Genomic DNA, 26,304 nt, shown 5'->3' with positions numbered 1-26,304 from the left:
TTTCACTAAATTAATTTGTCTATTTTTTTATTTCAATTATAAGATAAATACCAATATTATATAATAGAATATTCAATATGAGTTATAGGTTAAATATGTAAAATAATAATGATGAAAACAAATCATGACATAAAATAATGAAAGAGCCTGAAATCTCATATAATGTGTTTTATGAGGTTTACAGGTTCAGTAAGTAAACAAGGTGTTTTTTATGAAAGGTGGCCAAGCCCTAATTAAGTCGCTGATAGACCAGGGAGCAGATACTGTCTTCGGATATCCCGGAGGACAATTACTTCCCCTATACGACATGATATACGATTCTGACTTAAAGCACATCCTGGTAAGACACGAGCAGTGCGCTGCACATGCAGCAGACGGATATGCCCGTGCTTCAGGAAAAGTAGGAGTGTGCATTGCCACTTCAGGCCCAGGTGCAACTAACCTGGTAACTGGAATTGCAACAGCATACATGGATTCTTCCCCAGTGTTGTCTATTGCGGGACAGGTACCAACGCACTTAATTGGTAATGATGCCTTTCAAGAAGTTGATATGATAGGTATAACCATGCCTATTACTAAACACAACTTCCAAGTTACAGATGCGAATGAAATACCTGCTATTGTTAACTCCAGTTTTGAAATAGCCCTTAGTGGCCGTCCAGGACCTATAGTAATTGATCTTCCCAAAGACATTCAAGAACAAGTACTTGAAGAATACAGGAATGAATTACTAGACATCCCAGGTTATAAACCTACTAAAAAAGGCCACGGCCTGCAAATTAAAAGAGCTGCTCAAACCATTATTAAATCAAAAAAACCAGTAATTCTGGCCGGTGGTGGAGTTATATCTGCTGGAGCATCATCTGAGTTAAAACAATTAGCCGAAATAATAAATGCCCCAGTTACCACCAGTTTACTAGGTAAAAGTTCTTTCCCAGAAGACCATCCAGCTTCCATGGGGATGCTTGGTATGCATGGTCGTAAAGTTGCTAACATTAGCGTAGATGAGTCTGACTGTCTCATTGCTATAGGATGTCGGTTTTCAGACCGAACCACTGGAAAAATTGATGAGTTTGCCCCTAATGCCACAATTATACACATAGATGTGGATCCAGCAGAAATTGGGAAGAATGTAGAAGTAGATGTTCCTATTGTCGGAGATGCTAAGGTAGTTCTTCAATCCATGATAAAAATGCTGAAAAAGGATACAGCAGGGTTGGATTCTCTAAAATGGATAGAGCACGTTAAAAAATTCAATAAAAATTGCATACCTCGAATTTCCTTTGAAAATGATCATCCATTAAAGCCTCAACAAGTTATGAAAGAACTGGCCCAGGCCCTGGATGAAGATACCATCATGACCACCGATGTGGGACAAAACCAGATGTGGATGGCCCATTTCTTTAACACTACAAAACCCCGAACATTCATCTCATCAGGAGGACTGGGAACCATGGGATTCGGTTTCCCGGCAGCTATGGGTGCTAAGGTAGCCATGCCAGAAAATGACGTAGTGGCAGTTTGTGGTGACGGTGGATTTTTAATGGTTTGCCAGGACTTGGCTACTGTTAAAGAGTACGACATACCTGTAGTAGTCTGTGTTTTAGATAATAGGTACCTGGGAATGGTAGCACAATGGCAAAAACTATTCTATGATGAACGTATGTCCCATACTCATCTGGGAGAAGTTCCAGACTTCGTTAAATTAGCCGAATCATTTGGTGTTAGGGCAGAACGTGTTGAAAAGGTTGGAGAAACGCAGCAAGCTATGAAAGATGCTTTAAAATCTGGAGAACCAACTTTACTAGATATAATCATCGACCCTGATGAAATTCTACCTATGGTACCGCCAGGATGTGGCCTCACAGAAATTGTAGGAGAATATAAAGTAGAAAGAGAAATTCCAGGTGAAATACACTATAAAACACCAGGAAAAGCTCAAAAGGGTGGGGATTAAAATGCCAACTAAAATTGAGAAGTCCACTGAAAAGAATCATATTATCAGTGCTCTGGTAGAACACAAACCCGGTGTCTTGCAAAGAGTAGCCGGTTTATTCACCCGCCGAGGATTCAACATTGAAAGCATTACTGTAGGAGAATCTGAAATTCCAGGGTTGGCTCGTATGACCATCATTGCCCATGGAGATCAGCGAGTACTGGAACAAATAACCAAGCAATTGAATAAATTGCTGGATGTTATTAAAGTCCGGGATTTAAAAGTGGAAAGTACTGTTAAAAGAGAATTGTGTCTTATAAAGGTTCATGCCCCCACAGAAAAGGTTAGATCAGAAATCATTCAGTATGCTAACATATTCCGAGGACGTATCATAGATGTTAGCAGCGAAGCTCTGACCATTGAAATCACCGGAGATTCTGACAAAATTGATGCCTTAACAGACCTTTTAAAAGGATTTGGAATTAAAGAATTGGCCCGAACTGGTCCTACTGCCATGTCACGTGGTGGAAAGACTATTTAATGCAATTTTACTTAATTCCAGTTTAAAAAAAATTACTTTTATTTTTAATTTTTTAATTTATTCAAGTTCCATACATCAGTAAGAATAAGTGAATAAAAAACTTTAAAATAAATTATAAAAAGACCCCTAATTTATATGTTAATTAAACCATAGTTAGAAACACATTAATTATCAAATCATGATTATGCAAATTCTACTGAATAAATCAGAAGTTTTGGGCATGCATGTGAATTTTATTCCAGATACTTAGGAGGATGGCAAATGAAAATGTATTACGAAAAAGACGTGGACACTGGAGTCCTCGCAGATAAAACTATCGCAGTTATAGGATATGGAAGTCAAGGAATGGCTCAATCTCGAAATATGGCCGACAGTGGATTAAAAGTCGTAGTTGGTCTAAGAGAAGGAGGAACTTCATGGAAAACTGCTGTTGCAGATGGAATGGATGTAATGAGTGTAGAAGATGCTGCCAAAGCTGCGGACATCATTCACATACTTATTCCTGATGAAATCCAAGGATCAGTTTATGATAAATCCATTAAGCCATATCTAGAAGAAGGTAACACTGTATCTTTCTCACATGGATACAACATCCACTATGGATACATCAACGTCCCTGAAGGTGTAAATGTAACCATGAGTGCCCCTAAAGGGCCTGGAGCTATGGTTCGCCGTACTTACCTGGAAGGATTTGGGATTCCTGGATTAGTTGCTGTGGAAATTGATGCTACTGGAGATGCTAAACAACAAGCATTAGCTATGGGTAAAGGATGCGGTTTAGCCCGAGCTGGAATACTAGAAACCACCTTTAAAGAAGAAACCGAAACTGACCTCTTTGGAGAACAAGCTGTTCTCTGTGGAGGAGTAACTGAACTTATTAAAGCCGGTTTTAAAACTCTGGTAGATGGTGGATACCAGCCAGAAGTGGCCTACTTTGAAACTTGTCACGAATTAAAACTTATTGTGGATTTAATCTACGAAAAAGGGTTCGCCGGAATGTGGCATGATGTAAGTAACACTGCCGAGTTTGGAGGGTTAACCAGAAGATCCCGAGTAATTAATCCAGATGCTCAAAAAGAAATGGCTGAAATCCTTAAAGAGATTCAAGAAGGAAAATTCGCCAAAGAATGGGCCTTAGAAAATCAAGCTGGTGGGCCTATGCTCAAGCGAATGCGGGACATGGAAGACGAACTGCAAATCGAAGAAGTAGGTTCTAAACTCCGAAAACTCTGTGGATTACAGAAATAAGGTGATATCCTTGGTATTCGTGGGCATGGACCACGGCACCACTGGTGTCTCATTTACCATCCTTTCTTCATCATCGAAAGAAGAAAAAGAAGGAAAAAACTCTGTTGAACACTTTAAAATCAGCAGAGAAGATCTTTCCCAGGGCCAGGTTTCTGCTGTAGAGGAACTGGTAAAAAGAGTGGATCTAAATTCTATTGAACTAATGGCCATTACCTACGCCATGGGCGATGGACTTAGTAGTATAAAACCTCTGAAAAAAGTTAAAGATAAGGGAATTTTATCTATAAATGGTGCAGGAAAAGTAACTGGTGGTGGAACCGCCGTTTATGAGGAAATAGAGAAATCTGGTATTCCCACATTACTTATTCCGGGTTTACATAATAAAACTCCGTGTATTGATCGGAGATTTGCAGCAGCTTATTCTCACCATGCCAGTGCTGAAAAAGTTTCTATAACCTACAATGCTTATCTGGAAACCGGGTGGGAAAATATGGTTGTGTCTGATATCAGCTCTAACTCAGTAAGCATGCTGGTGCAGAATGGTAAAATAGTAGGGGCTATTGATGCTTGTTTAGGTGCTTTGGGCGTAATTCACGGCCCTCTTGATTTAGAAATGTTGAGAAACATTGATGAAGGCAAAAAAACTGCTAATGAATGTTTCTCTCATGCTGGTGCTGTGAAAATCGCGGATATAGATACTAAAGTATCCCGGGCCAAGGATGAACTGATTTTATTAGCTCAAAATGGTGACGATCAAGCTATTCTGGCATTAGATACCATGATGATGACTATTGCCATGGAAATATGGGGTTTAATAGGTATTGCTAATAAAGTAGATGGAATAGTTCTGACCGGGTCTATAGGTGCCATGGAAGAACCTATTAACTTTTATGGTCTTTTAAAAGAGTATTTAGAAGGAGTAGTTCCATTAATAAGGATATCGCCAACATCAGGTTCTATGGGAAGTGCTCAGATTGCCAGAGACATTTATAAAGGTAAAAGAAATATTTTAGGCATCAAAGTAGACGACTCTATTTAATCACATTAAATATTTGAGTCTATTAATTTAATGCAGATTCAATCCATCTACATTAAATTAAAATTTTATTTTTTAAAATTCAAAATAACAGAATAAAAAAATTTATAAATACCTATATTTTTAGAAATAAATTTAAAAAATCAGTGCAATATTCTGAAATAATATTAATTTTAACTATCTTTTATGGCCATAAAAGCAATTTTACCGCCTTTAATAAATTTTAAGCCATTTTCAGTTATTAGAACGGTGTTAAGATAATTATCAAGAGTCACAACTTTTCCTTCATCTTCTTCCCGGTTTTTTAAACTTACAACCACTTCTTTGTCTTTAAATCTTAAAAATTGTTTATTAACTTGAAAATCGTAATCTTCCTGTGCCATTCTATCAACTCATAATATAATTATCTTAAATAATTGTGTTTCTAACAATATCTAATATTTTTTATAACATTCTCATCCTATATTAATTCTTCTAGAACTTGAAATAAGAAATGTGAGATAATAAGTGATTAAATAGAAAAATCAGAATAATATAAATAATTCCAATAGGGACTTAAATTTTATTTTGTAATAAAAAAAATAGAAACGGTTAATATATTTAAATAAACAAATATTGAGCTAATTAATATTCTAAAATATTATTAAATAAAATCCCAGGAAGTAAGAAAATGCCCGTAAACCAATTAGAAACAAACCTCGAGGCCATAACAGTAACATTAGCCCATCTGGAAAAAGAAAACTGCTGCAATGAGGAACTTTTAGAAGAACTCCGAAAAGAAAGAGATCGTTTATTAAAAGAGTTAAATATTAAATAAATTCTTAAAATAGCTTTTTTAGTTAGCAATAATTAATTTCATCAAAATTTTATTAAATAAATTATTTTTAAATTTAAAAAAAATATATTGATTTATAACTAATATTATTTTTATGGATTAGATTTTTAATTATTTTAAATTATATTAAGAAGCTCTGGGCCAGTACATTATTATAAAACCCCCAATCAATGCCAGAGAAGCTCCAATAATATCAAATTTATCTGGAATAAATTTATCAACTTGCCAGGCCCATAAAAGAGCCATTACAATGAATATTCCACCATAGGCAGCATAAAATCTTTCAAAGCTTGCTGGTTGTAGTGTGGGAATTATTCCATACATAACAAGAATTATGGCACCTAATACTGCTAATTCAGGGCCTTTTCCTTCTCTAAGCCAGAGCCAGATTAATTATCCTCCACCGATTCACATAAACCCGCTAAGACAAAGAAAAAAAGGGATTTAAATATTTCCATGAAATATATTGATTCAAATATTAAATAAATTTTCAATCAGTTCCATAAAACAGATTATATTTAAAAAAATAAGAAAAATAAAATGGAATTTTTATTATATATTTTAATTTAGTGCCTCAATCCCAAGTTATTTTTAAAAGAACAATTAATGCTCCTAGCTGAGTTAAATTAATCGTTAAAACAGGTACTCCCATTCCTGGTCCTCTGAATCCTTCTCTTATAAGCAAAAATGTTATAAATATTGTATTTTGGAGGATTAACAGCATTACAAACACTAAAAGTCCCAATGTAAATTGTGATTTTAATCTCAAGTAGCTTTTCAAGTAAACATAAAGCATTAACAATAAAACTGCTATGTTAATTGCTCCCACTAAAACAGCCAGCATGGCCAATCCAGGATCATCTACGGGGAATTCTTTCTCAAAATGACCTCCTTCAAATAACGGCTCGGGCCCTTCCACTAACATTTAATCACCGTTCCTAATTTTCTCCCATTTTTTTCCAGATTTCTTCAAATAATTTATAGTTATCTTCAAGTTGAGATGATAAAAAATACATGGTTCCATATTTTTCCCCAGTTGAAGTAATGATTTTATTCTCTTCAAGGATTTTTATGTGATGTCTAACAGTTTTATAATCTAGTTCTAGTTTTTCTGATATCTGGTGAGCATTATATGGCCTTTCATTTAATTCATTAATTATTCGGGCCCTATTTATGCCTCCTTTAGTACCAGCAATAAGCCACCAGAGTATTTTTTTCATGAACATCACAGAATAGTTATTGGGATAAAAAGTCCCTAAAAAGTTCTAACTAATAATTTGCAGGAATTAAAGATAAAGTTTCCGAAAAGGTTGAATGATTAAAATAAAATTTAGATAAATTTTAGTTTTAATCCATGATTCTATCATTTGAAGTTCCAGGAGTTTTTATCACATTCTTATCCTTTTTTGAAGAATTTGAATCAAATAAAACCTTGAACATTCTTTTAAACGGCCTTTGATAAATATGGAAATGTACTAAAGCTGCTAAAACCATCAATAGTCCTAGTTCAGCATGCCAATAAGTCATCCCAGAATTATAAACAGTTGATATTCCCAGGTTAATAATTACAGTTAGTATAAGTCCAGTTATTCCCATTCCCAAAAATCCAAAGGTTAATAACCCATTCCAAATTCTTTTATGAACTCTGGCCTTCAATATTCCTTTTTTAAATAGATAATAAGTTAACAAGTACGCCCCCAGTATTATCAGAGTCGCTGGAAGAATACGAAAATTAGTTCCATCCGTAGTAGAAGAACCGTCAATGCCTGTTGAAGTAGAATCAGGTACTGTAGAGGCATTAGAAGCATTATCGGTACTGGTATCATCAGAACTAACACCACCAGAATTTCCATTGTCGTTAGATGAACTTGATGACTGAGATGATGAATCCTGGCTGCTGGTATCACTACTGCTAGTAGTTTGTTGCGTTGCTACATCAGCTGATGCCAAGTCACAAGCTCCCGTCCCATTAGAATCCATATACCTACCACATTGTCCAGGATATGGATCATATGATAGGCCATAGGGGCACCCTCCAGCACAGGCACCATCAATACTGGCCGCGATGAGGGGTGCTGTGGCCAGAATATTCACTGCCTTAGACTGTTTAGGAGAGAGATTCTTATAAAAAGAGCGGGCTTTAATCATTATATCTTTCATTTTTTCAATTAAGCGTTCCTTATTCAATATTACGCCCCCTTATTCTTTTTAGACCCAAATAATATTTTTCTGGTACTTTTCCAGTATGTGTGTAAGTGGAAAATAGTTACCAAAGTTAGAGTTATTCCAAATTCAATATGCCAATATAAAAGGCCCAGGTTCACGGTGGATACTATTCCCAGTTCCATCAGAACCATTAGTAAGAATCCCGCCCCGCCAGATACGATGAATGATAACAGTAGTATAAAGTTCCATAAATTAACGTGTAAAGCTTTTTTTATAAGACCCTTCTTGTAAAGAACGAATGTAGCTATGTAAGCTCCTAAAAACGGGACAGATGGTATCAATATATCATAAACCATTTTTGTCCTCCTATTCCTAATTTTTAACTTTTCTTGATTAATCGAATTTTTATGTTTTTATAAAAGTCTGATTGAGTATAACTCTGTTTACTTAAAAGTAATTTTTCCAGAATTACACCCAAATTTGTGCCAATTTATAACCAAATTAACTTATTTTTAGAAATAAAGGTTTTCAAATGATTTTTTTATATAAAAAATAGCTATGATTATTTAAATAGAAAATTAACTAGTTTTTATGATGATTTTTAGGATTTTTACTCGAAATTCGAAAGTTTTTAGAGTTTTTTAATTTCAATCCCATATTTACAATTAATTCAGTTTTATTAAATACTTTAAAGCTAAAAATTGCGTACAGTTATTGATGAAAACTACGAGGAAATTAAAATAACATTTCATTAAATTAAGGGCATCTTTATGATTTTGTATTTTAAAGAAGAGAAATAATAAAATTATAAATCATGATTAGTTTGAGTTTCTATTGAGAGGGTAACATAGGGGACATAGCTACACAGATACTCAAAAACATCACTTTGATTTAAATCACTTAAACCATTCTTCCATTAAACTCAAATCAGAAGTACAATCAAGAGATATGGGAGTTAATGTGGCCTTTTTTTCCATTTTTAGTGTGTGGACATCTGTTCCGGGCCTATCATCTTCTACAGGATCTCCATCCAACCAGTAATAGGGCCTTCCTCTAGGATCCAATCTTTTTTGAATATGGACGTTGTACATCCGCTCACCCAAACGAGTAATTAAAATTTCATCGTTTTCTGGATGAGAAGGAATATTAAGATTTATTAAATCCACACCTTCCGGCAAGCCTTTTTCCAGAATATTTTGGGCCACTTTTCGGGTTATTCGCTTTGCTGCGTCAAAGTCCACATCCACATGCCCATCATGGAACTTAATATCACCCTGATTAACTTGTATGGAAACGGCTATGGCAGGTATTCCATAAGTAGCAGCCTCCATGGCCGCACCAATAGTTCCAGAGGTGGTTAATTCAGACTTTCCAAGATTTTCACCAATATTTATTCCAGAAATTACCAGATCCGGTTTCTCTTTGGATATTTCAAAAATTCCTAAAATAACTGCATCAGTAGGAGTACCTGAAACCGCGAAGGCCTCAGTTCCATCATTTAAATTAGAAGCTGTGACTCTTACCGGTTCAAAAAGAGTTAATGCATGGCCTATTCCACTCTGTTGAGTGGCCGGTGCCACCACCGAAATATCTCCCAATCCGTCCATGGCATCTTTAGTTGCAATAATCCCTGAAGAGTTAACTCCGTCGTCATTGGTTATCAGTATTCTCATATAGTGATTTTTATTATTGGATCTAATAATAGTTTTTGAAATTATTTTTTTATAGAAAAATATCTTAAAATAAATAAAAATTAGTAAAAAAATGAACTAACTTACTTAAAAAGAAATTAAAATAATTGGGCAAGTATTAAATAGGATTTTAATCAATAATAATTTAATAAATGGTTTAATTAACTCATAATGAAAATTGTATCATGAATAAATTTAGAAATAAAGTTTGATATTAAATTAAAGATATTTAATTGAGTTCTGTGTAAAAATAGTTCTCAAATTTTCACAGTATGAGTTTAAAGGAAAATTTATTTGATAATCATAAAAAGCAAATATTAATTATAGCCTATTGATAATATTATTAAGGATTACTAGATTATAATCTATTTTGGGGCTATAATCTTCATACTCCAGAAGGTGGGAAAATTGGAGAAGAGTAGACTAGTCGAATTCATGGCAAAAATAATGGAAGAATCAGGTTTTAAGGTTTATAAAGATTTTAAAACCTCTAAACACCTGATAGACATTTACGGAATTCTGCCCACAGTTCTGGGAGAAATAGGCGTAGTGGTTGCCTGTAAGAACTATGACGAAAAGTGGAAAGTAGGTTTAGATGTTTTAAAAGAAATGGAAATGGTTGCTAAAACATTAAAAGCATCTAAAGTCGTTATTGTTACAACTTCTGGTTACAGTTCCCAATCTATTAATTACGCCGCTAGAAGGAATATTAAGTTAATTGACCGAGAAATGTTGCTCAATCTTGCTCAAAAATTCTCCAAAAAGACCCCGGACTTAATGGATTCAGCAAATGAAGATTATAGAGAATATGAAGAATATAGTTCAGATGATTCTGAGGATTCTGGTGCAGAAGTTTCTTATACTCCTTCTGGACGTTCATCGAAGAATTCTATTTTCCATCAGGATAAAAAAGGCTCTTTAAATAGAAAAAGAGATCGTATAAAATCATCGTGGGCCCCGGCACTTAAAGGAGTATTTAGTAACACCATTGTATTGATTTTAATTGTTATTGGATTATCTTTCATGATTACCAGCTTAATAGATGCTTTTTCCAATCCAAGTAAAGCTGTACTGGGAATTTTAAAATTTTTACTTTCTGCAATACTTGCTTATGGCCTAGTCTATGTTTTAGAAGAGAGAAGTACAGTTATGTTGATTAAAGGGACTACAGTGTTCTTTATTTCATTGTTAGTTTCAATATTGATGATTATTTTCTAATTAAAATTATTTAAAAAATATAATTATTATTTATTTTAGAATTTTATTAATTAGAATTAATAATAAAAAATTTAATATTATAGATTTCTTTTATCTTAAAATAAGAATAGAAATATGAAATGGGTCCGACGAGATTCGAACTCGCGATCACCTCGGTGTGAGCGAGGTATCATACCCCTAGACCACGGACCCTTTTATTTAATTATTTTTGAAAATTTAATTGATATTCCAAGGATTTATTAACCATATAGCTTATTATTTAAAAGTAATTAAGAAAAAAAGTCATTATCAGATATTAAATGGGCCGGACGAGATTCGAACTCGTGATCACCTCGTTGTAAGCGAGGTATCATACCCCTAGACCACCGGCCCTCGAGTACATCTCATTTTGACTGGCTGCCTATATAAACTTTTCCAATAAAATTCCATAGAAATTAGATAAATAGTAAAAAAATAGCAAAAAGTGACAAAACCGTCCAAATAATGATATTAAATCAGAGTAAATTAATATTTTAGTTTTTCATTAATATTCAATCAGGGATTATTTTTGATATATTTAAAAAGTGGTACCAACTAATTAATTTATAATTAAATTTACATTAATTTATTTTATATTTCTAAAAAAAAATAAAATTATTTAAAATTAAATAGGAACTATTAAAAAAATTATCTAAATCTTACGAGGTATAATCATGGCATGGGATGAATCAGGAAAAATTTGGTTTAATGGCGAATTGGTTGATTGGGGTGATGCTAAAATGCATGTTCTATCCCATGTTGTTCATTATGGATCCAGTGTTTTTGAGGGAATAAGATGCTACCGTAATGAAAAAGGTTCCGCCGTTTTCCGTTTGGAAGAACATGTGGAAAGATTGTTTGATTCTGGGAAAATCTATAGAATGGAAATTCCATTTTCTCAAGAAGAAATTTGTAAGGCCATTCTGGAGACCATAGAAACCAACCAATTAGAAGAATGTTATATAAGGCCAGTAGTGTTTAGAGGTTACGGAGAATTAGGAGTAAACCCTTTAAAAAATCCTTTAGAAGTTGTAATTGCTGCTTGGGAGTGGGGAAGCTATTTAGGTCAAGAAGCTCTAGAATTGGGAGTAGATGTTGGAGTTTCTACCTGGAGAAGGATGGCTCCTGACACTTTGCCGAATATGGCTAAGGCCGGGGCAAATTACATGAACTCTCAGCTGGTTAAAATGGAAGCCTTGGAAAATGGTTATGATGAAGGAATTATGCTTGATTATCAGGGAATGGTCAGTGAAGGAAGTGGTGAAAACATATTCATAATCAAAGATGATATTATTTACACGCCCTCCATGTCTTCATCAGTTTTAAAAGGAATCACCAGAGATTCCATTATAAAATTAGCTAAATCCATGGATTTAAATGTTAGAGAAGAACAAATTCCAAGAGAAATGTTATACCTGGCCGATGAAATATTTTTAACTGGAACTGCTGCTGAAGTAACCCCTATTCGTTCTGTGGATAAAATAACTATTGGAAATGGGAAAAGAGGACTTATTACAGAAAAATTACAAAAAAACTTCTTCAAAATACTCAAAGGAGAAGTAAATGATGAATTTGGCTGGTTAACTTATTTAGAATAGTTAATCTACCAATAAATCAAAACAGAATTGTATTTAAAAATATTCAAGTATAAGTTATAACTTATAAGTAAAAAGTTATAAGTTATAATTAATTTATTTTATAAAATTTATTATATAGTAGAAGTCATTAAGTTGAAAGTGGTTATTTTAAGAAAAACAACATATTTAAATAATATTTTTTGATAAGAATTAACTATTTGATTTCAAATCAATTTTAAGGAAATATTTTAAAAAATAAAAGATAATTAAGGTGATTAAATGGACATTATACAAGCAATAATTATAGGAATAGTGCAGGGTTTGACAGAATTTCTCCCCATAAGCAGCTCTGCTCACCTGGTATTTTTGCCCGAAATCATGGGTGTGCAATCCAGTCTAGCATTTGATACTTTGCTACATATAGGAACCTTGGTAGCGATCTTTGCTTATTTCTGGAATGATATCATAAATATGATAAAATCATTTTTCTCCAGTTTGGCAGACATTCCCCGGGGACAGTTCAAAAAGAACTTCCAGGAAGATCAATATAAGAAACTGGCCTGGCTGGTAATAATTGGTACCATACCTGCAGGTATATTGGGAATTCTATTCAAAAGCAACTTTGAGAGTTTATTTAGTAGTATCCTGGCAGTAGGAATATTTTTAATAATTACTGGTTTCTTACTCTGGGGATCTGAGAGATTTAGCCAACGGATTAGGCCAGAAGATAGAAAACCATTAAAAAAATTAACCATTAAAAATTCATTAATTGTGGGTATTGCCCAGGCCTTTGCCATTGCCCCAGGAATATCACGTTCAGGAGCTACCATATCTGCAGGACTATTTTTAGGATTTGAAAGAGAATTAGCAGCTAGATACAGTTTTCTTTTATCTATACCTGCTATTCTTGGTGCAGCACTAGTACAAGCCAAAGATATAACTAGTTTAGACATGAGTACTGCTGCCCTAGTTGCTGGATTTTTAGCAGCAGCTATTAGTGGATATTTGGCCATTAAATTCATGCTAAAATTAATTAAAGAAAGAAGTCTGCTTATATTTGCATATTACTGTTGGATTGTAGGAATTATAGCTGTGGCATTATCTTTATATTTCCACATCTAATTCTTTCTTTTTTAATTTTTTAAATATAATTAAAGTCTTTTTTATTTTTAAATTGTATAACATAAAGAAATTGAAAAAAATATTGTTATAAGTTATAACTAAATAGGCTATCATTTGCTACTATCAAATTTTCAATTATTATTGATCTAGTCCTTCATCAAAAAGTAGAGTAAAAAAATAAAATTTTGGTGATTTAACTGGAAATCCCAAAGACAGGAAAAAACTAAAAAAATTATTTTTCTGGGTGTTAAAAAGTCTAAATCCAATTTTAACAGCTTCGTGCTTTTTAGGATCATTTAAATCTTTTTTAAATTTAATTAAAAGATTTTTTGACATAATTCTTCTGTTTCTTTCCTTATATCCTGAATATCAACACCTTGCAGAAGTGCTGCCATTATAGCTCCACCAGCACCTACCCCTTCCTTAACAGACCCAGATAAGTATCTTCGAAGGCCTTCATTATGAGATTCATGGAAAAATGGATCAGCAGCATACAAGGAAACTTCTCCAATTTGTTCTATGATGTGATGGATATTAGAAGTCTCATCTTCGACTACGAAAACTGTAGTGGCAATGCATAAATTAGAAAAATCAAAATCAGGCTCCAAAGCCTTAATTAAAGCACATACGGCAGTCATCTGGGTTCCTCCAGCCAAAGTAACTGGTACTTCACTCCCCATTGCTAATCCTGCTACTGCAGGAATCATAGGGTCTCCTACGGCTTCCACTGCCTTGAATGGATCTGAAACTGATTCACCCCAAGGAATTCCTGCCGAGGCCATTCCTTCCCTAACTACATCTTTTTTCAAATCATGAGGGTTTTCACTCATGCTCCCGCTAACTTTAAAGCTAGCATCATATCCCAGGGCAGTCAAAACTCCCAAAGCCGTGGTTGTTCCAGCAGGAGTGCTTTCACCAATTATTAAGTGCTCCGTGAGCTTTGAAAGTGTTTTTCCTAGAATTTTCCCATTTTCAAATATTTTTTGAGGGTTTTCTACAGCCTTTCCGGTACGTATATCTTCTCCAGCTGAATCACCCAGTTTTACATAAGGAACCGACGGTTTTATTGCTGAACCAGCATCGGCCACTAAAAATGGTATATCTGCTATTTGGAGTGCTGCCTTGGTAATAACTGCTGGTGTGGGGGCGGCACCCCCTTCTACAATCGTCTGAGGAATTTCATCCAGACATAAAGGTTTATCATGGATAATTAATTCTACATCTGCTGCCGGAGTATATTCCGTTAATTCCGGGCTGACACCCGCCCCAGTAATTCCAGGGATTTTTGAAGTGGCCGTGGTAGCTATCGTGCAAACAAATAGAGATTTCTTCTCCACTACCTTACCTAAAAATTCTGTTGAACCATAAATATTCAAACCATCACACATTATTTCACCTATAATTATACAATAGAATTAGTATTAACTAGTATATTATTGTTTAAAAAAATGCACTAAATATTTAATGATATTATATTAAATAAACCTTCAAAGAATTTAAAATTAAGTTTACAAACGTTTAAAACCTTTCCCCAGGTAATAAATAATAATATAAATAGAGGTACATTTCAACTGTAAAAAAAAACTTTTATATAAAAAAAAATTTTATATTAAGATTTTTAAATATTTAAAAATTAAATTAAAGCATACAAATAATTAATAAAAAAATATTCTAATCACGAGGAAACTTAATGTCAAATTTTATTTGTTTAGGAATCGAGGGTACAGCTGAAAAAACTGGAGTAGGTTTAGTTGATAAAGAAGGTCAAATTTTAGCCTCTGTTGGTAAACCCCTAATTCCAGAATCAGGAGGAATCCATCCTCGAGAAGCAGCAGAACATCACACCCAATGGATACCAATTCTAATTAAAAAAGCACTGGAAGATTCAAATCTAGATTTAGAAGATATAAATCTAATTGCTTTTTCTCGTGGCCCAGGATTAGGTCCTGCGCTGCGTACTGTAGCCACCGCTGCTAGAACTTTAGCATTATCTCTCAAAATACCAATTGTAGGAGTAAACCACTGCTTGGGACACGTAGAAATTGGCCGGCTAACTACTGGGGCAAAAGATCCGGTTTCATTATATGCTAGTGGTGGTAACACTCAAGTCATTGCCTTTGAGGGAGGTCGTTACCGAGTATTTGGAGAAACCCTGGACATTGCCGTGGGAAATATGCTGGACCAATTCAGCAGAGAAGTAGATTTAGGCCATCCCGGAGGTCCTGTTGTAGAAAAACTGGCCCGAAAATCTCGAAATTATTTAAAACTCCCGTATGCCGTTAAAGGAATGGATCTTTCATTTTCAGGTCTTTTAACAGCTTCTCAAAGGAAGTATGAAAAGAGAGTTTCCATGGAAGATCTGTGTTACAGTTTGCAAGAAACTGCTTTTTCCATGATGGTGGAAGTAACTGAAAGAGCATTAGCTCATACCCAGAAAAAAGAGGTTATGTTGTGTGGGGGAGTGGCAGCCAATACCCGTTTAAGAGATATGCTGTCACGAATGGCCGAAGAACATTATGCTGGGTTTTTTATGCCTCCAGTAGAATATTGTGGGGATAATGGGGCCATGATTGCCTGGATGGGTCAAAAGGTTTACGCAGAAAGTGGTGGTCATCCTATAGGAAAAACCACCGTCATTCAGCGCTATCGGACAGATCAAGTGGATGTACCTTGGATGAAGAGTACCGAACACTTTTTAAAACTTCCTGATGAATTAAGGGCCAAAGGGGCGGAGGCCAATATTTACGATGGCCAGTGGTTAGGGGAAGACGTAGTTGTAAAGAAAAGAGTTCCTAAAGGTTACCGCATAAGCGAAATAGACCAGCGCCTTCGAATATCCAGAACCAAAAAAGAAGCCCGTTTGCTGTCCCAGGCCAAGCGTTATGGTGTGAGAACCCCAGTCCTTTGGGACATAGATCTAGAAAATGCTTCACTGGTAATGGAAAAAATTAATGGGCCTCAAATTAAAGACGTTTTAAGTAAGGTAAGTGAAAAATCTCGGGAAAATATATGTAAAAAATTGGGAGAAAACATAGCACGACTTCACGAAGGTGGGATAATTCATGGAGATTTAACCACATCAAATCTTATTTTAAAAGATGATGAAATTTTTTTCATAGATTTTGGCCTTGGAAAATCATCAGACCTAGCAGAAGACAAAGGTGTAGATCTTTTAGTTCTTAAAAAGGCCCTGCAGAGCATACACTACCAGATTGCAGAGGTATGTTTCCAGTGTATCTTGGAGGGCTATGAAGAATTTTCAGGAAATGATAAAATTAGGGGTAAAATAAGTGAAATACATGCCCGGGGCCGTTATATTTAAAATTATACTTTTAATAACCCAAGAATGAATAAAGAAATGAAAAGAAATAAAAAAATGAAATTGGGTAAAATTATTTCAAATAATAAAATTAAAATTTCGATAATGAAGTGTATAAAATGAAGGTAACATTTATAACTGGTAACCAACACAAAGTAGAAGAAGCAGAAAAAATATTCGAGAAGTTTGGCATACAACTAAAACATGTTGACCTGGGCTATCCAGAACTTCAGGGAACCCTGGAGGAAGTGGCCCGGTACGGCGCACAACATGTTGCCAATCGTCTGGGAGAACCCGTTATTGTTGAAGATGCGGGACTGTTCATAAAATCTTTGAAATGGTTTCCAGGACCATATTCTGCCCATGTGCAGGATACAATTGGAAATTCTGGTATTTTAAAGCTAATGGAAAATGTTAAAGACCGATATGCCGAGTTCAGGTCGGTGGTTGGGTACAGTGCCCCCAATGCCGAGCCCGAGATTTTTTTAGGTGCGGTTAAAGGACATATTTCTACAAAAGAGAAAGGAAATTACGGTTTTGCTTTCGATCCACTGTTCTATTCAGAAGAGAAACGAAAGACCTTTGGTGAACTTACTACTCTCGAAAAAAATGAGTTTTCTCATCGTAGAAGATCATTAGAGCAGTTTGCTATATGGTACAAGTCTCAGAAATAAGAAATAGTTATTTGATGTATTTGAGTATTAAAAAGTAATCTAATTTAGATATATAATTTCTCAAAATTGATTTAATTCACTCGAATCAAATAATATATCAAAAGACAGTCATTGATCGAATATTATAATTTTAGTAATTTTAATTAAATTCTAGTCGAAAAAGAATAAAATCGACAAATATTTTTAAAAATAAATAATAGAGGTATGATTAAATGGCAAATAAACCTGATTGGGTAGAATACTCCAATGAAGAAATTGAAGAATTAATATTAAAACTGACTAAAGAAGGAAACTCCACCAGTAAAATTGGTATCATCTTAAGAGACCAATACGGTATCCCTAATGTTAAATTAGTCACCGGTGATAAAATTACTCAAATTTTGGAAAAACACGGCCAAAAGCCAGAATATCCAGAAGACATAATGAACCTCATTAGAAAAGCAGTTAACATAAGGGACCACTTACAAGAAAACCATAAAGATTTGCACACCAAACGTGGATTACAGATTATTGAATCCCAAATCCGACGTCTTGGAAGGTACTATGTCCGAGAAGGCGTAATGCCAGAAGGATGGAGATATGACCCACAAAAAGCAGCACTCCTTGTTAAATAAAGGTGATGAAGCCTGCCAGGTCCTCAAAGAGCATCTGGAAAAAGGAAGCATTATTAGGATCATATCCCACAATGATGCAGACGGCATATCTGCCGCGGGAGTGGCAGCCAATGCCATATCCCAAGAAGATGGCCAGTACCACATTAGTATCGTTCCCCGTTTAAGGGACAGTTTTATTCAAAAACTGACCAAGGAACGATACCAGCTTTTCTTTTTTTGTGATATGGGTAGTGCCTATTTAGATTCAATTTCTCGGATAAAAGGAGATATAATCATTGCCGACCATCACCAGCCCATGGAATTTGAAACTAAAGAAAATATAACCCATGTTAACCCCCACTTATTCGGAGTAGATGGTAGTAAAGAAGTTAGTGCTTCTGGAGTTACTTATTTAACTGTTCGAGGAATGGAAAAACAATCCCTGGCCCCCATGGCCTTAGCCGGTGCTTTTGGTGACATGCAGTACTATGATGGTTTTTTAGGTATTAATAAGTTCATACTGGATGAAGGATTAGAATATGGTTCTGTAGAAATGCATAAAGATTTAAAAATTGCTTCTAAAAATGAAGAACCACTTTACAAAGCTCTAGCTTATAGTTTCAGTCCAATTCTTCCCGGATTATCCGGAGATTTAGAAGCGTCCATGGCATTTTTAGAAAAACTGGGAGTTTCTTATGGAGTTAAATTTTCTGATTTAGGCCCTGAAGAGCGAGATATCCTTAAAGATGAATTATTGCGTATCAATCCTGAAATTTTCTCTGATGTCTATAGTAATCCTAAAGAAAAACCAACTTTAAGAGACATTGAGGATTATTCGAGGATTTTAGATGCTTGTGGAAAAAACAAGAAGTATGGTCTTGGTTTGGGAATTTGTCTGGGTGAAAAGAGCGATGCACTGGATGTAGCCCTTGATCTACAGCGAAAATACCGGCAAAATCTAGTTAATGGATTGAGCTGGATAAAGAGAGAAGGCTCCAATGTAATGGAGAACATCCAATATCTTTACGCTGAAGAAAAAGCTCGAAAAAGTGTTATGGGAACCATTGCCAGTATAGCACTATCAATGGAAACTTTAGACCCTGAGCTACCAATTCTGGCATTCTCCCGAATGGATAACTTGGTCAAAGTATCTAGTAGAACTACTCGTCCCATGGTAGAAAAAGGTGTAGACCTTGGACAGGCCTTAAAAGATGCTTCTAGTAGCTTTGGTGGTACTGGAGGCGGACACGACATAGCGGCAGGAGCTATGGTTTCTTTCAAGGAAATGGATAATTTTTTGAATCTAGTTGATGAAATAGTTGGTTATCAGCTGGCACAGTGAATAAATCCATTTTGAATATTTTTTATTTTTTTAATTAATTCTGTTTGAATTTAATTTCTTAATGATTTTGCTGATTTATGGTTTCTTTAACCATTTAATCTAAAAATCCGATGAATTTAAAATTGCTATATTAAAAAATAATTTATTTAGTTGAATAAAGAAATTAATTATTATAATAAATTCAATTCTAATATGAATTATGATATCTAATAAAAAAATTATAAATTATATAATTATTTAAAAAGGGATTAAAATGCACCTTACCAAAAAAGAAGAAAAAATGTGCCAGGGAGAGTATGGAGAAACCATTAGAAAAAGTATGGAAATTCTAGTGGCCCTAGGCGACATATATGAAGCTGAAAAACTGGTGAATATCACCTCGGCCCAGGTTTCAGGGGTTTCCTACAAAACTATTGGTGATGCTGGGCTAGAGTATCTAGAAGATCTGGCCCAAGATCCTCAGGCCCGTACCAAAATCCCATCCACATTGAATCCTGCTGGAGTAGACCTTGATCAATGGGAAGAGTTAGGATTTTCACCTGAATTCACCACCAGACAGAAGAGAATCGTGGAAGCCTATGGAAAAATGGATGTTATGACTACCTGTACTTGTACACCATACCTTATTGGAAACGTGCCTCTGCAGGGATCACATATCGCCTGGTCAGAATCATCGGCCGTGGCCTATGGAAATTCTGTTCTAGGAGCTAAAACCAATCGGGAAGGAGGGCCTGGAGCCCTGGCCGCAGCCATATGTGGAAAAACACCTGCTTATGGTTATCATCTGGAAGAAAATCGTAAGACCAACTTGATAGTAGATGTGCAGTGTGAACTTAAGGGAGCAGATTACGGTGCTTTAGGATATTTAGTAGGTCAAAAAGTAGGTGATGGAATACCTTACTTTAAAATGAGCAATAGGCCCTTAGTTGATAATCTTAAAGGAATGGGTGCTGCTTTGGCATCTTCAGGAGCAGTAGCTTTGTACCATATAGAAAATATTACTCCAGAATATCAAAATGCTGCTCTTGAAGACGCTAATGATAATATAACCGTTGGTCGTGAAGAAATACAAGAAGTTCGGGAAAAACTTTCCACCAGCAGCGAAAAAGCCGATTTAATATGTTTAGGGTGTCCGCACGCCTCTTTGGACGAGATAAGAGATATAGCAGAGACTTTACATGGTAAAAAATTGAAAAATAAACTCTGGTTATGTACATCTATTAATATGAAGGCTGCAGCTGAGAGAATGGGTTATACCAAAATGATTGAGAATGCAGGAGGTAAACTGGTCTGTGACACTTGTATGGTAGTTTCTCCCATAGAAGAGCTTGGATTTGAAGTAATTGGAGTTGATTCAGCAAAAGCAGCTAATTATGTGCCCAGTATGTGTGGCTTAGAGGTAGTATTTGATGATTTCAAGAATTTGATTGTTGAAAAGTAGTTCATTTCTATTAAAAACATTTTCCAATTAATTCATTACTTATAAACTATTTCTTATAAATTAACTTTAAATTCTTTAAAAAAATTTCCAAAATTTTATCTTTTGGGCGAATTCTAATTTTCAAAAACACATTTTTTATATGTTTCCTTTTTAATATACAAAATCATGGAAAAGTATATCAGCCATTTCCTTGTCCATCCTAACAAGGTTGAGGCCCGTCTTTATCAGCAGTTACTGGCTGCAGATGTTTTAAAAAAAGGGAATACTATGATAGTGGCCCCCACAGCCCTAGGGAAAACTATTGTGGCCGCTTTAGTGGCCGCGGATAGGCTGGAAAAGATCCCTAACTCCAAAGTACTGGTAGTGGCACCTAGTAAACCACTGGTAGTCCAGCATGAGGAAAGCTTCCGGGAGTTCTTAACTGTTAGCTCCACATCCATTACAGGAGCCATAAAACCCGAAGAAAGGACGAAAAGATGGGATGAATCTCAAATAATCTGTGCAACACCACAAACAGTAGAATCCGACCTTATTAATAATCGATACTCCTTAAAAGATGTTTCTTTAATGGTATTTGACGAGTGCCATCGGGGTGTGGGATCATATGCATATGTATACTTGGCCTCTCGCTATTTACCTGATGCACAAAATCCCTTGATTTTAGGTTTAACCGCGTCTCCGGGTTCTGATAAAGATAAAATAAAATGTGTTTGTGAAAATCTCTTCATTCAGGAAGTAATTATTAAAAATGAAGAAGATCCTGATGTATCTCCTTATTTCAACCCCATTGAAGTGGAATGGGTAAGTGTGGAAATGGGAGAAGAGCAAAAAAGGATAAAAGAACATTTAAATAAAGCTCTTAAACAGCGTTTAAAATTACTCAAGAGTATGGAAGTACTGCCTACCATTTCAGTCGGCAAAAAAGATCTATTAATGGCCCGTGGAAAAGTTCAAAACCGTATTGCTCGTAGTACTACTCCACCCAAAGAGTGTTTCCGGGCCATTTCATTGATTGCTGCCTCCATAAATGTGCAACATGCGCTAGAACTTTTGGAAACCCAGGGAATTAGTACCTTACAGCATTATTTCATCAGGCTGGGGAAAAAGAATACTAAAGCTGCCAAAGGATTAATTGTGGATGCAGATTTTGCTCCGGCCATGATTCTCACCAAAAAAGCATATGAAATGGGAGTAGAACATCCTAAATTAAATAAACTTATAAAAATTCTTCAAAAGGAACTAAAAAATAAATCAAAGGTAATTGTATTTACCCAATATCGTGATACACTAGAACAGATTTACCAATGTTGCGAAAAAGAAAATATTAATGCTGTTAAATTCTTTGGACAGGGAAAAAGTAATGGTGAGAAGGGTCTCACTCAAAAAGAGCAAAAAAAAATCATTAAATCTTTTAGAATAGGCACCTATGATGTTTTACTATCAACCAGTGTGGCCGAAGAAGGTATTGACATACCTGCAGTAGATCTAGTGGTGCTTTATGAACCTGTTCCTTCAGAAATTAGAATGATACAACGAAGGGGACGTACTGGAAGGAAAAATACTGGTAAAATGAAAGTTCTTATTACCAAAGGGACTAGGGACGAAGGATATTACTGGTCAAGTATTCATAAAGAGAAAAAAATGAAGGAACAATTAGGAGATGCTTCAGCTTTAAGCAATCTAAAAATAAAACCTTTCCATGGAAATTCTGCTTCATTGAGTTCATTGCAAACTGACGAAAATGATAATACTAAAAATAATTCTAAGATCACAAATTTAGAACTAGAAAAAACTGAAGCCTTAGATAATAATGGAAATGATGGAAATATTGAAGATCTTCCTCCTAAAATACCTTTAAAATCCACTCAATCTCTTAAACCGTTAATATATGCTGATTCTAGAGAAGGAAATTCACGTGTTTTAAGAGAATTGACAAAATTAGGTGTGGATATTGAAATTAAAACTATGGCTGTGGCAGATTATCAAATAACAGATGAGGTAGGAATAGAGAGAAAAACTGCCTCCGATTTTATAAGTTCTATTGCAGATAAAAGATTATATAAACAGGCCAAAGAGATGGTGGAAGAATTTAAAAAGCCTGTACTCATATTAGAAGGGGATAACCTTTATTCTGGATTTATGAATCCCAATGCTATTCGGGGAGCTTTATCAGCTATAGCTGTTGATTTTGGAATACCAATAATTCCCACTCGTTCTTCGGATGATACTGCTGCTATGATAAGGCGTATTGCTATTAGGGAACAGGGCCAAAACAGACCACCAGTTCAAGTACGAACAGAAAAAAAACCATTAACATTTTTAGAACAACAACTTTTTATTGTGGAATCCTTACCTAATGTAGGGCCAGTTAATGCCCGTAAACTTCTTGAAGAATTTGGCTCTATAAAAAAAATAATCAATGCCACGGAAGATGATCTTCAGAAAGTAGATGGGATTGGGAAAAAAATTGCAAAAACCATTAAAAAAGTTGTTGAGGGAGAGCTAAAAAGAATCAAAGTTACTGAAGAAAAGAAACTCATTGATTAGATTAAAGTATTGATTCATGATTAAAATGTTTATAATAAATATATTAATTTAACAAGGTGATAATTTGCTTATTTTAATAGATGAAAGAGGGAAGAAATACATACTTAATTTAGAACAGGATTTTCAGAATGATTTAGGAATAATAAAAAAAGAAGATCTTCAAGATTGTATTCCAGGAGATACTCTAGAAACCCATATGGGAAAACATATCAAAGTAGTTAAGGCCGATGTAAATGATTTAATTGAACTCATGCAACGCAGATGTTCTATTTTACTTCCTAAAGATATAGGGATAGTGATTTCATACACTGGTTTAGGCTGTGGAGATCGTGTAGTAGATGCCGGTACTGGTGCCGGGGCCATAGCTCTTCATTTTGCTAATGTAGTAGGAAATGAGGGAAAAGTTTATAGTTATGAAATTAGAGAGGATTTTGCTCAAATAGCTCAGTCCAATATTGACCAATTTCAATTAAAAAATGTTGAAATTAAAAATAAAGATATTAAAGAGGGTATTGATGAGGAAAATGTTGATTTAGTATTTTTAGATCTTCCAAAGCCATATGAATTACTGGAATCAGTATATGAAAGCTTAAAAACAGGTGGTTGGCTGGCAGTATATGCACCATATATAGAACAAGTACAAATTCTTCATAAAATCTCTAAAAAAGTTGGATTTTCTGAAATAAATACTATTGAATGTATTTTAAGAGAAATTGAGGTTAAAGTTAAAGGAACTAGGCCAAAAACTCGTATGGTTGGTCATACAGGCTATTTAAGTTTTTCTAGGAAGTTATAATTAAAATAAATAGAAATAAATATATTTTTTACTAATTTAATTTTTATTTTTGATTCTAATTTAATGTTAATAATAATTATTTATTTATTTTAGTTTATCACAACTAAAATTAAAAAATTGATTTTAGTGAAATAATATGTTACTAAAATAGAAAATAAAAAATAAATATTTGGATTTTTGATTTTACTGTTTTTTACTGTAAATGATTCCAGACAGCGTACTTAGTAATCCTACAATTAATACTCCTATAGGAACTCCTGTTTTTTGCATAGGAAGTGTTTCAGCATTTACATTAGTACTAAAATTTTTAGATGGCTCTTCTACAGATATATGGAGGTTATCAATGAATAAAGCACTGTCTACTACTCCATCATTCTCGTCAGCTACCCAAAAATCCAATTCTATTTCCTTACCAGCCCATTGAGACACATCAAAGGTAACATGGTAAACACCAGGAGTTGTTGTACCAGTTACATAACCATACTTAACATCATTAGGTGTAAAATTACCAAATACTGTGTTTGAGTATGGTATTGTGCTGTTTACATCTACTGCTTTTCCATCAGGCAATAATAGAATATTATAAGTTTGACCAGCGTAGTTTATCACTACTCGAGCCCAGTCCTGGTAAAATAGTTTTTCAGTCCCATTTTCTGCTGTAGCAAATTTCCAGTCAAAACTGAGAGTTTTAGCGCCTTTAGGTAATTTAATTTTAAAAAAAACATTGGCAATATCATAGGAAAAGTTGTTTCGATTACTGTACTGGCCATTAGTACTGGAATTTCCACTCCCCACATACAAAGATCTGCCTGAAGGAGTTCCATTTATTCCAGATGCGTTTCCAGAACTTATAACTACAAAACTAGATCCATTAGTTGGAAAGCCTTGTAAATTCTGAGTATAGACCTGAAATTGAGTATTATTACCACTTTTACTTCCAGCTTCAGTTATGTATTGCTGACTATCAGGAGTAACTATGGCATCCGAAACTTCTTGAGGACTAGATGCAGAACAAGGCCCTAAAAGGAAAAATATTAGGACCAACAAGCCCATTAAATATTTTTTCAAGTATTCACCCCCTAATAATATTATAAATTTTATTTGATAAATTATTTTCAGTATTAATAATAATAAATTTATCGAGCTATACAACCTTATTTAACACCTGAAACATTTTTACATAAATTAATGAATAAAGTATAATAAATAAAATAAATAAAATAAAAAAATAAAAAAATAAATCGTAAATGGAGGGTATAATGTCCTTTTCACTTAAAAATATTATTTCTATTAAAGATTTTAGTAAAGATGACATAAATTTCATTTTAAAGCAGGCTGAAAAGCTAGAACCCGTGGCCCGGTCTCAGGAAATGTCTCAAAATATGGGGGGTAAAATCCTGGGAATGATGTTTTATGAACCATCCACCAGAACTCGATTATCATTTGAAACATCAATGAAAAGATTAGGTGGTGGAGTAATAGGTTTTGCAGAAACTGGGGCTAGTTCTGTCACAAAAGGAGAAAATTTAGCTGATACTGCTCGTATGGTTGCAGAATATGCTGATGCATTAGTAATAAGACATAATTTAGAAGGTGCAGCACGCTATGTTTCAGATATAGTAGATGTTCCTATTATTAATGCAGGAGATGGTGCAGGTCAGCATCCTACACAAACTTTGCTGGATCTTTATACTATGAAAAGAGTTTTTGGGAAAATAAAAGGCCTCAATGTAGCTTTAATTGGCGATTTAAAATATGGGAGAACTGTGCACTCTCTTTCTTATGCTTTAGGAATGTTCGGGGCAAAAATGAGTTTTGTTTCTCCACCCGAACTTAAAATGCCACAAGAAACTCTTCATGATTTGAAAGGGGCTAAAGCAGTAACCAGAGAAACAGATAATATTCATGATGTTTTAGATGAAGTAGATGTATTATATGTTACTAGAATACAAAAAGAAAGATTCCCAGATCCAGAAGAGTATTCAAGAATTAAAGGAGCTTATCTTATCAATTCTGAACTTTTAAATGGAAAAGATTTGATTGTAATGCATCCATTGCCCAGGGTTGATGAAATATCACCTGATGTTGATGATACCAAATATGGAAAATATTTTGAACAGGCATTTTATGGCGTTCCAGTGCGTATGGCCATTTTAAATGCCTTAATAAAGTCATTTTAGTTATATAGTTACATAGTATAATCT

Annotated in this window: 25 protein-coding genes and 2 tRNA genes; 16 read left to right on the top strand and 11 right to left on the bottom strand. The window is 34.5% G+C overall.

What is annotated here, in order from left to right:
* The first annotated feature begins 211 nt into the window (after positions 1-211).
* The 4 genes from Q7I96_11560 to Q7I96_11545 all read left to right on the top strand — a co-directional run bounded on the left by Q7I96_11560 (position 212) and on the right by Q7I96_11545 (position 4,764).
* Positions 212-1,957, top strand: a complete 1,746-nt coding sequence (locus Q7I96_11560) for an acetolactate synthase large subunit (protein MDO9628238.1) — start codon at positions 212-214, stop codon at positions 1,955-1,957.
* A 1-nt stretch (position 1,958) separates the two neighbouring features.
* Positions 1,959-2,477, top strand: coding sequence for an acetolactate synthase small subunit (gene ilvN / locus Q7I96_11555; GenBank protein MDO9628237.1), 519 nt, complete (start codon positions 1,959-1,961; stop codon positions 2,475-2,477).
* 261 nt (positions 2,478-2,738) lie between these two features.
* Positions 2,739-3,725 (top strand): ketol-acid reductoisomerase, encoded by a 987-nt coding sequence (gene ilvC / locus Q7I96_11550; protein ID MDO9628236.1) that lies wholly within the window; start codon positions 2,739-2,741, stop codon positions 3,723-3,725.
* 10 nt (positions 3,726-3,735) lie between these two features.
* Positions 3,736-4,764: a methanogenesis marker 12 protein gene (locus Q7I96_11545; GenBank protein MDO9628235.1), complete on the top strand. Its 1,029-nt coding sequence runs from the start codon at positions 3,736-3,738 to the stop codon at positions 4,762-4,764.
* A 170-nt stretch (positions 4,765-4,934) separates the two neighbouring features.
* On the opposite strand, the gene Q7I96_11540 is transcribed toward Q7I96_11545, so the two are convergent.
* Complete coding sequence (locus Q7I96_11540; GenBank protein ID MDO9628234.1) at positions 4,935-5,144, bottom strand: LSM domain protein; 210 nt, start codon at positions 5,142-5,144, stop codon at positions 4,935-4,937.
* Positions 5,145-5,431: 287 nt separating this feature from the next.
* On the opposite strand from Q7I96_11540, the gene Q7I96_11535 reads away from it, so the two are divergent.
* Positions 5,432-5,578, top strand: a complete 147-nt coding sequence (locus Q7I96_11535; protein MDO9628233.1) for a hypothetical protein — start codon at positions 5,432-5,434, stop codon at positions 5,576-5,578.
* A gap of 144 nt (positions 5,579-5,722) precedes the next feature.
* On the opposite strand, the gene Q7I96_11530 is transcribed toward Q7I96_11535, so the two are convergent.
* From Q7I96_11530 to surE, 6 genes are all read right to left on the bottom strand, one after another.
* A complete protein-coding gene (locus Q7I96_11530; protein ID MDO9628232.1) occupies positions 5,723-5,929 on the bottom strand; it encodes a YnfA family protein in 207 nt (68 codons plus the stop codon).
* A gap of 241 nt (positions 5,930-6,170) precedes the next feature.
* The gene (locus Q7I96_11525) at positions 6,171-6,521 is read right to left on the bottom strand and encodes a hypothetical protein (GenBank protein MDO9628231.1); all 351 of its coding nucleotides are present in this window, start codon (positions 6,519-6,521) and stop codon (positions 6,171-6,173) included.
* Between the two features lie 13 nt (positions 6,522-6,534).
* Positions 6,535-6,816, bottom strand: a complete 282-nt coding sequence (locus Q7I96_11520) for a winged helix-turn-helix domain-containing protein (protein ID MDO9628230.1) — start codon at positions 6,814-6,816, stop codon at positions 6,535-6,537.
* 127 nt (positions 6,817-6,943) lie between these two features.
* On the bottom strand, positions 6,944-7,783 hold the full coding sequence (locus Q7I96_11515) for a cytochrome b/b6 domain-containing protein (protein MDO9628229.1): 840 nt from the start codon (positions 7,781-7,783) through the stop codon (positions 6,944-6,946).
* Positions 7,784-7,785: 2 nt separating this feature from the next.
* Entirely contained in the window at positions 7,786-8,118 is a 333-nt protein-coding gene (locus tag Q7I96_11510; GenBank protein MDO9628228.1) for a hypothetical protein, read from the bottom strand.
* A 540-nt stretch (positions 8,119-8,658) separates the two neighbouring features.
* Complete coding sequence (surE, locus tag Q7I96_11505; protein ID MDO9628227.1) at positions 8,659-9,435, bottom strand: 5'/3'-nucleotidase SurE; 777 nt, start codon at positions 9,433-9,435, stop codon at positions 8,659-8,661.
* Between the two features lie 426 nt (positions 9,436-9,861).
* On the opposite strand from surE, the gene Q7I96_11500 reads away from it, so the two are divergent.
* Positions 9,862-10,671 carry a restriction endonuclease gene (locus Q7I96_11500; GenBank protein ID MDO9628226.1) on the top strand — a complete coding sequence of 270 codons (810 nt, stop codon included), beginning with the start codon at positions 9,862-9,864 and terminating at the stop codon, positions 10,669-10,671.
* Positions 10,672-10,791: 120 nt separating this feature from the next.
* Here the strand turns inward: Q7I96_11500 and Q7I96_11495 are convergent.
* Together Q7I96_11495 and Q7I96_11490 are read right to left on the bottom strand one after the other, a co-directional pair.
* Positions 10,792-10,863 (bottom strand) — tRNA-Val (locus tag Q7I96_11495).
* Positions 10,864-10,971: 108 nt separating this feature from the next.
* Positions 10,972-11,043 (bottom strand) — tRNA-Val (locus tag Q7I96_11490).
* 320 nt (positions 11,044-11,363) lie between these two features.
* On the opposite strand from Q7I96_11490, the gene Q7I96_11485 reads away from it, so the two are divergent.
* Positions 11,364-12,287: a branched-chain amino acid transaminase gene (locus tag Q7I96_11485; GenBank protein ID MDO9628225.1), complete on the top strand. Its 924-nt coding sequence runs from the start codon at positions 11,364-11,366 to the stop codon at positions 12,285-12,287.
* A 258-nt stretch (positions 12,288-12,545) separates the two neighbouring features.
* The gene (gene uppP / locus Q7I96_11480) at positions 12,546-13,388 is read left to right on the top strand and encodes an undecaprenyl-diphosphatase UppP (protein ID MDO9628224.1); all 843 of its coding nucleotides are present in this window, start codon (positions 12,546-12,548) and stop codon (positions 13,386-13,388) included.
* 317 nt (positions 13,389-13,705) lie between these two features.
* Here the strand turns inward: uppP and Q7I96_11475 are convergent, their stop codons facing one another.
* Positions 13,706-14,776 (bottom strand): TIGR00303 family protein, encoded by a 1,071-nt coding sequence (locus tag Q7I96_11475; GenBank protein MDO9628223.1) that lies wholly within the window; start codon positions 14,774-14,776, stop codon positions 13,706-13,708.
* 302 nt (positions 14,777-15,078) lie between these two features.
* Between Q7I96_11475 and Q7I96_11470 the strand changes: the two genes are divergently transcribed.
* From Q7I96_11470 to Q7I96_11440, 7 genes are all read left to right on the top strand, one after another.
* Entirely contained in the window at positions 15,079-16,710 is a 1,632-nt protein-coding gene (locus Q7I96_11470; protein ID MDO9628222.1) for a bifunctional N(6)-L-threonylcarbamoyladenine synthase/serine/threonine protein kinase, read from the top strand.
* Between the two features lie 116 nt (positions 16,711-16,826).
* Positions 16,827-17,381, top strand: a complete 555-nt coding sequence (locus Q7I96_11465; protein MDO9628221.1) for an XTP/dITP diphosphatase — start codon at positions 16,827-16,829, stop codon at positions 17,379-17,381.
* A gap of 212 nt (positions 17,382-17,593) precedes the next feature.
* On the top strand, positions 17,594-17,995 hold the full coding sequence (locus Q7I96_11460) for a 30S ribosomal protein S15 (protein ID MDO9628220.1): 402 nt from the start codon (positions 17,594-17,596) through the stop codon (positions 17,993-17,995).
* The gene (locus tag Q7I96_11455) at positions 17,985-19,316 is read left to right on the top strand and encodes a DHH family phosphoesterase (protein MDO9628219.1); all 1,332 of its coding nucleotides are present in this window, start codon (positions 17,985-17,987) and stop codon (positions 19,314-19,316) included. The genes Q7I96_11460 and Q7I96_11455 overlap by 11 nt, the downstream gene beginning before the upstream one ends.
* Positions 19,317-19,569: 253 nt before the next feature.
* On the top strand, positions 19,570-20,757 hold the full coding sequence (locus Q7I96_11450) for an aconitase X catalytic domain-containing protein (GenBank protein ID MDO9628218.1): 1,188 nt from the start codon (positions 19,570-19,572) through the stop codon (positions 20,755-20,757).
* A gap of 165 nt (positions 20,758-20,922) precedes the next feature.
* Complete coding sequence (locus Q7I96_11445; protein ID MDO9628217.1) at positions 20,923-23,304, top strand: DEAD/DEAH box helicase; 2,382 nt, start codon at positions 20,923-20,925, stop codon at positions 23,302-23,304.
* Between the two features lie 64 nt (positions 23,305-23,368).
* Positions 23,369-24,100: a tRNA (adenine-N1)-methyltransferase gene (locus Q7I96_11440; protein MDO9628216.1), complete on the top strand. Its 732-nt coding sequence runs from the start codon at positions 23,369-23,371 to the stop codon at positions 24,098-24,100.
* Between the two features lie 183 nt (positions 24,101-24,283).
* On the opposite strand, the gene Q7I96_11435 is transcribed toward Q7I96_11440, so the two are convergent.
* A complete protein-coding gene (locus Q7I96_11435) occupies positions 24,284-25,168 on the bottom strand; it encodes a choice-of-anchor L domain-containing protein (protein MDO9628215.1) in 885 nt (294 codons plus the stop codon).
* Between the two features lie 191 nt (positions 25,169-25,359).
* Between Q7I96_11435 and pyrB the strand changes: the two genes are divergently transcribed.
* On the top strand, positions 25,360-26,280 hold the full coding sequence (pyrB, locus tag Q7I96_11430; GenBank protein ID MDO9628214.1) for an aspartate carbamoyltransferase: 921 nt from the start codon (positions 25,360-25,362) through the stop codon (positions 26,278-26,280).
* Positions 26,281-26,304: the final 24 nt, after the last annotated feature.

The organism is Methanobacteriaceae archaeon (assembly GCA_030656015.1).
In the GTDB taxonomy this organism is placed as follows: domain Archaea; phylum Methanobacteriota; class Methanobacteria; order Methanobacteriales; family Methanobacteriaceae; genus UBA349.
The sequence above is the reverse complement of the archived record's forward strand: the minus strand, read 5'-3'. Positions and strand labels throughout refer to the sequence as shown.

What these genes read in the sequence shown, in the direction of transcription:
- pyrB (MDO9628214.1), top strand. Translation starts at nt 25,360, where the DNA reads ATGTCCTTTTCACTTAAAAATATTATTTCTATTAAAGATTTTAGTAAA.
- Q7I96_11520 (MDO9628230.1), bottom strand. Translation starts at nt 6,816, where the DNA reads ATGAAAAAAATACTCTGGTGGCTTATTGCTGGTACTAAAGGAGGCATA.
- Q7I96_11525 (MDO9628231.1), bottom strand. Translation starts at nt 6,521, where the DNA reads ATGTTAGTGGAAGGGCCCGAGCCGTTATTTGAAGGAGGTCATTTTGAG.
- Q7I96_11450 (MDO9628218.1), top strand. Translation starts at nt 19,570, where the DNA reads ATGCACCTTACCAAAAAAGAAGAAAAAATGTGCCAGGGAGAGTATGGA.
- Q7I96_11460 (MDO9628220.1), top strand. Translation starts at nt 17,594, where the DNA reads ATGGCAAATAAACCTGATTGGGTAGAATACTCCAATGAAGAAATTGAA.
- Q7I96_11475 (MDO9628223.1), bottom strand. Translation starts at nt 14,776, where the DNA reads ATGTGTGATGGTTTGAATATTTATGGTTCAACAGAATTTTTAGGTAAG.
- Q7I96_11470 (MDO9628222.1), top strand. Translation starts at nt 15,079, where the DNA reads ATGTCAAATTTTATTTGTTTAGGAATCGAGGGTACAGCTGAAAAAACT.
- Q7I96_11510 (MDO9628228.1), bottom strand. Translation starts at nt 8,118, where the DNA reads ATGGTTTATGATATATTGATACCATCTGTCCCGTTTTTAGGAGCTTAC.
- Q7I96_11540 (MDO9628234.1), bottom strand. Translation starts at nt 5,144, where the DNA reads ATGGCACAGGAAGATTACGATTTTCAAGTTAATAAACAATTTTTAAGA.
- ilvC (MDO9628236.1), top strand. Translation starts at nt 2,739, where the DNA reads ATGAAAATGTATTACGAAAAAGACGTGGACACTGGAGTCCTCGCAGAT.
- Q7I96_11485 (MDO9628225.1), top strand. Translation starts at nt 11,364, where the DNA reads ATGGCATGGGATGAATCAGGAAAAATTTGGTTTAATGGCGAATTGGTT.
- Q7I96_11535 (MDO9628233.1), top strand. Translation starts at nt 5,432, where the DNA reads ATGCCCGTAAACCAATTAGAAACAAACCTCGAGGCCATAACAGTAACA.
- Q7I96_11465 (MDO9628221.1), top strand. Translation starts at nt 16,827, where the DNA reads ATGAAGGTAACATTTATAACTGGTAACCAACACAAAGTAGAAGAAGCA.
- Q7I96_11560 (MDO9628238.1), top strand. Translation starts at nt 212, where the DNA reads ATGAAAGGTGGCCAAGCCCTAATTAAGTCGCTGATAGACCAGGGAGCA.
- Q7I96_11445 (MDO9628217.1), top strand. Translation starts at nt 20,923, where the DNA reads ATGGAAAAGTATATCAGCCATTTCCTTGTCCATCCTAACAAGGTTGAG.
- surE (MDO9628227.1), bottom strand. Translation starts at nt 9,435, where the DNA reads ATGAGAATACTGATAACCAATGACGACGGAGTTAACTCTTCAGGGATT.
- uppP (MDO9628224.1), top strand. Translation starts at nt 12,546, where the DNA reads ATGGACATTATACAAGCAATAATTATAGGAATAGTGCAGGGTTTGACA.
- ilvN (MDO9628237.1), top strand. Translation starts at nt 1,959, where the DNA reads ATGCCAACTAAAATTGAGAAGTCCACTGAAAAGAATCATATTATCAGT.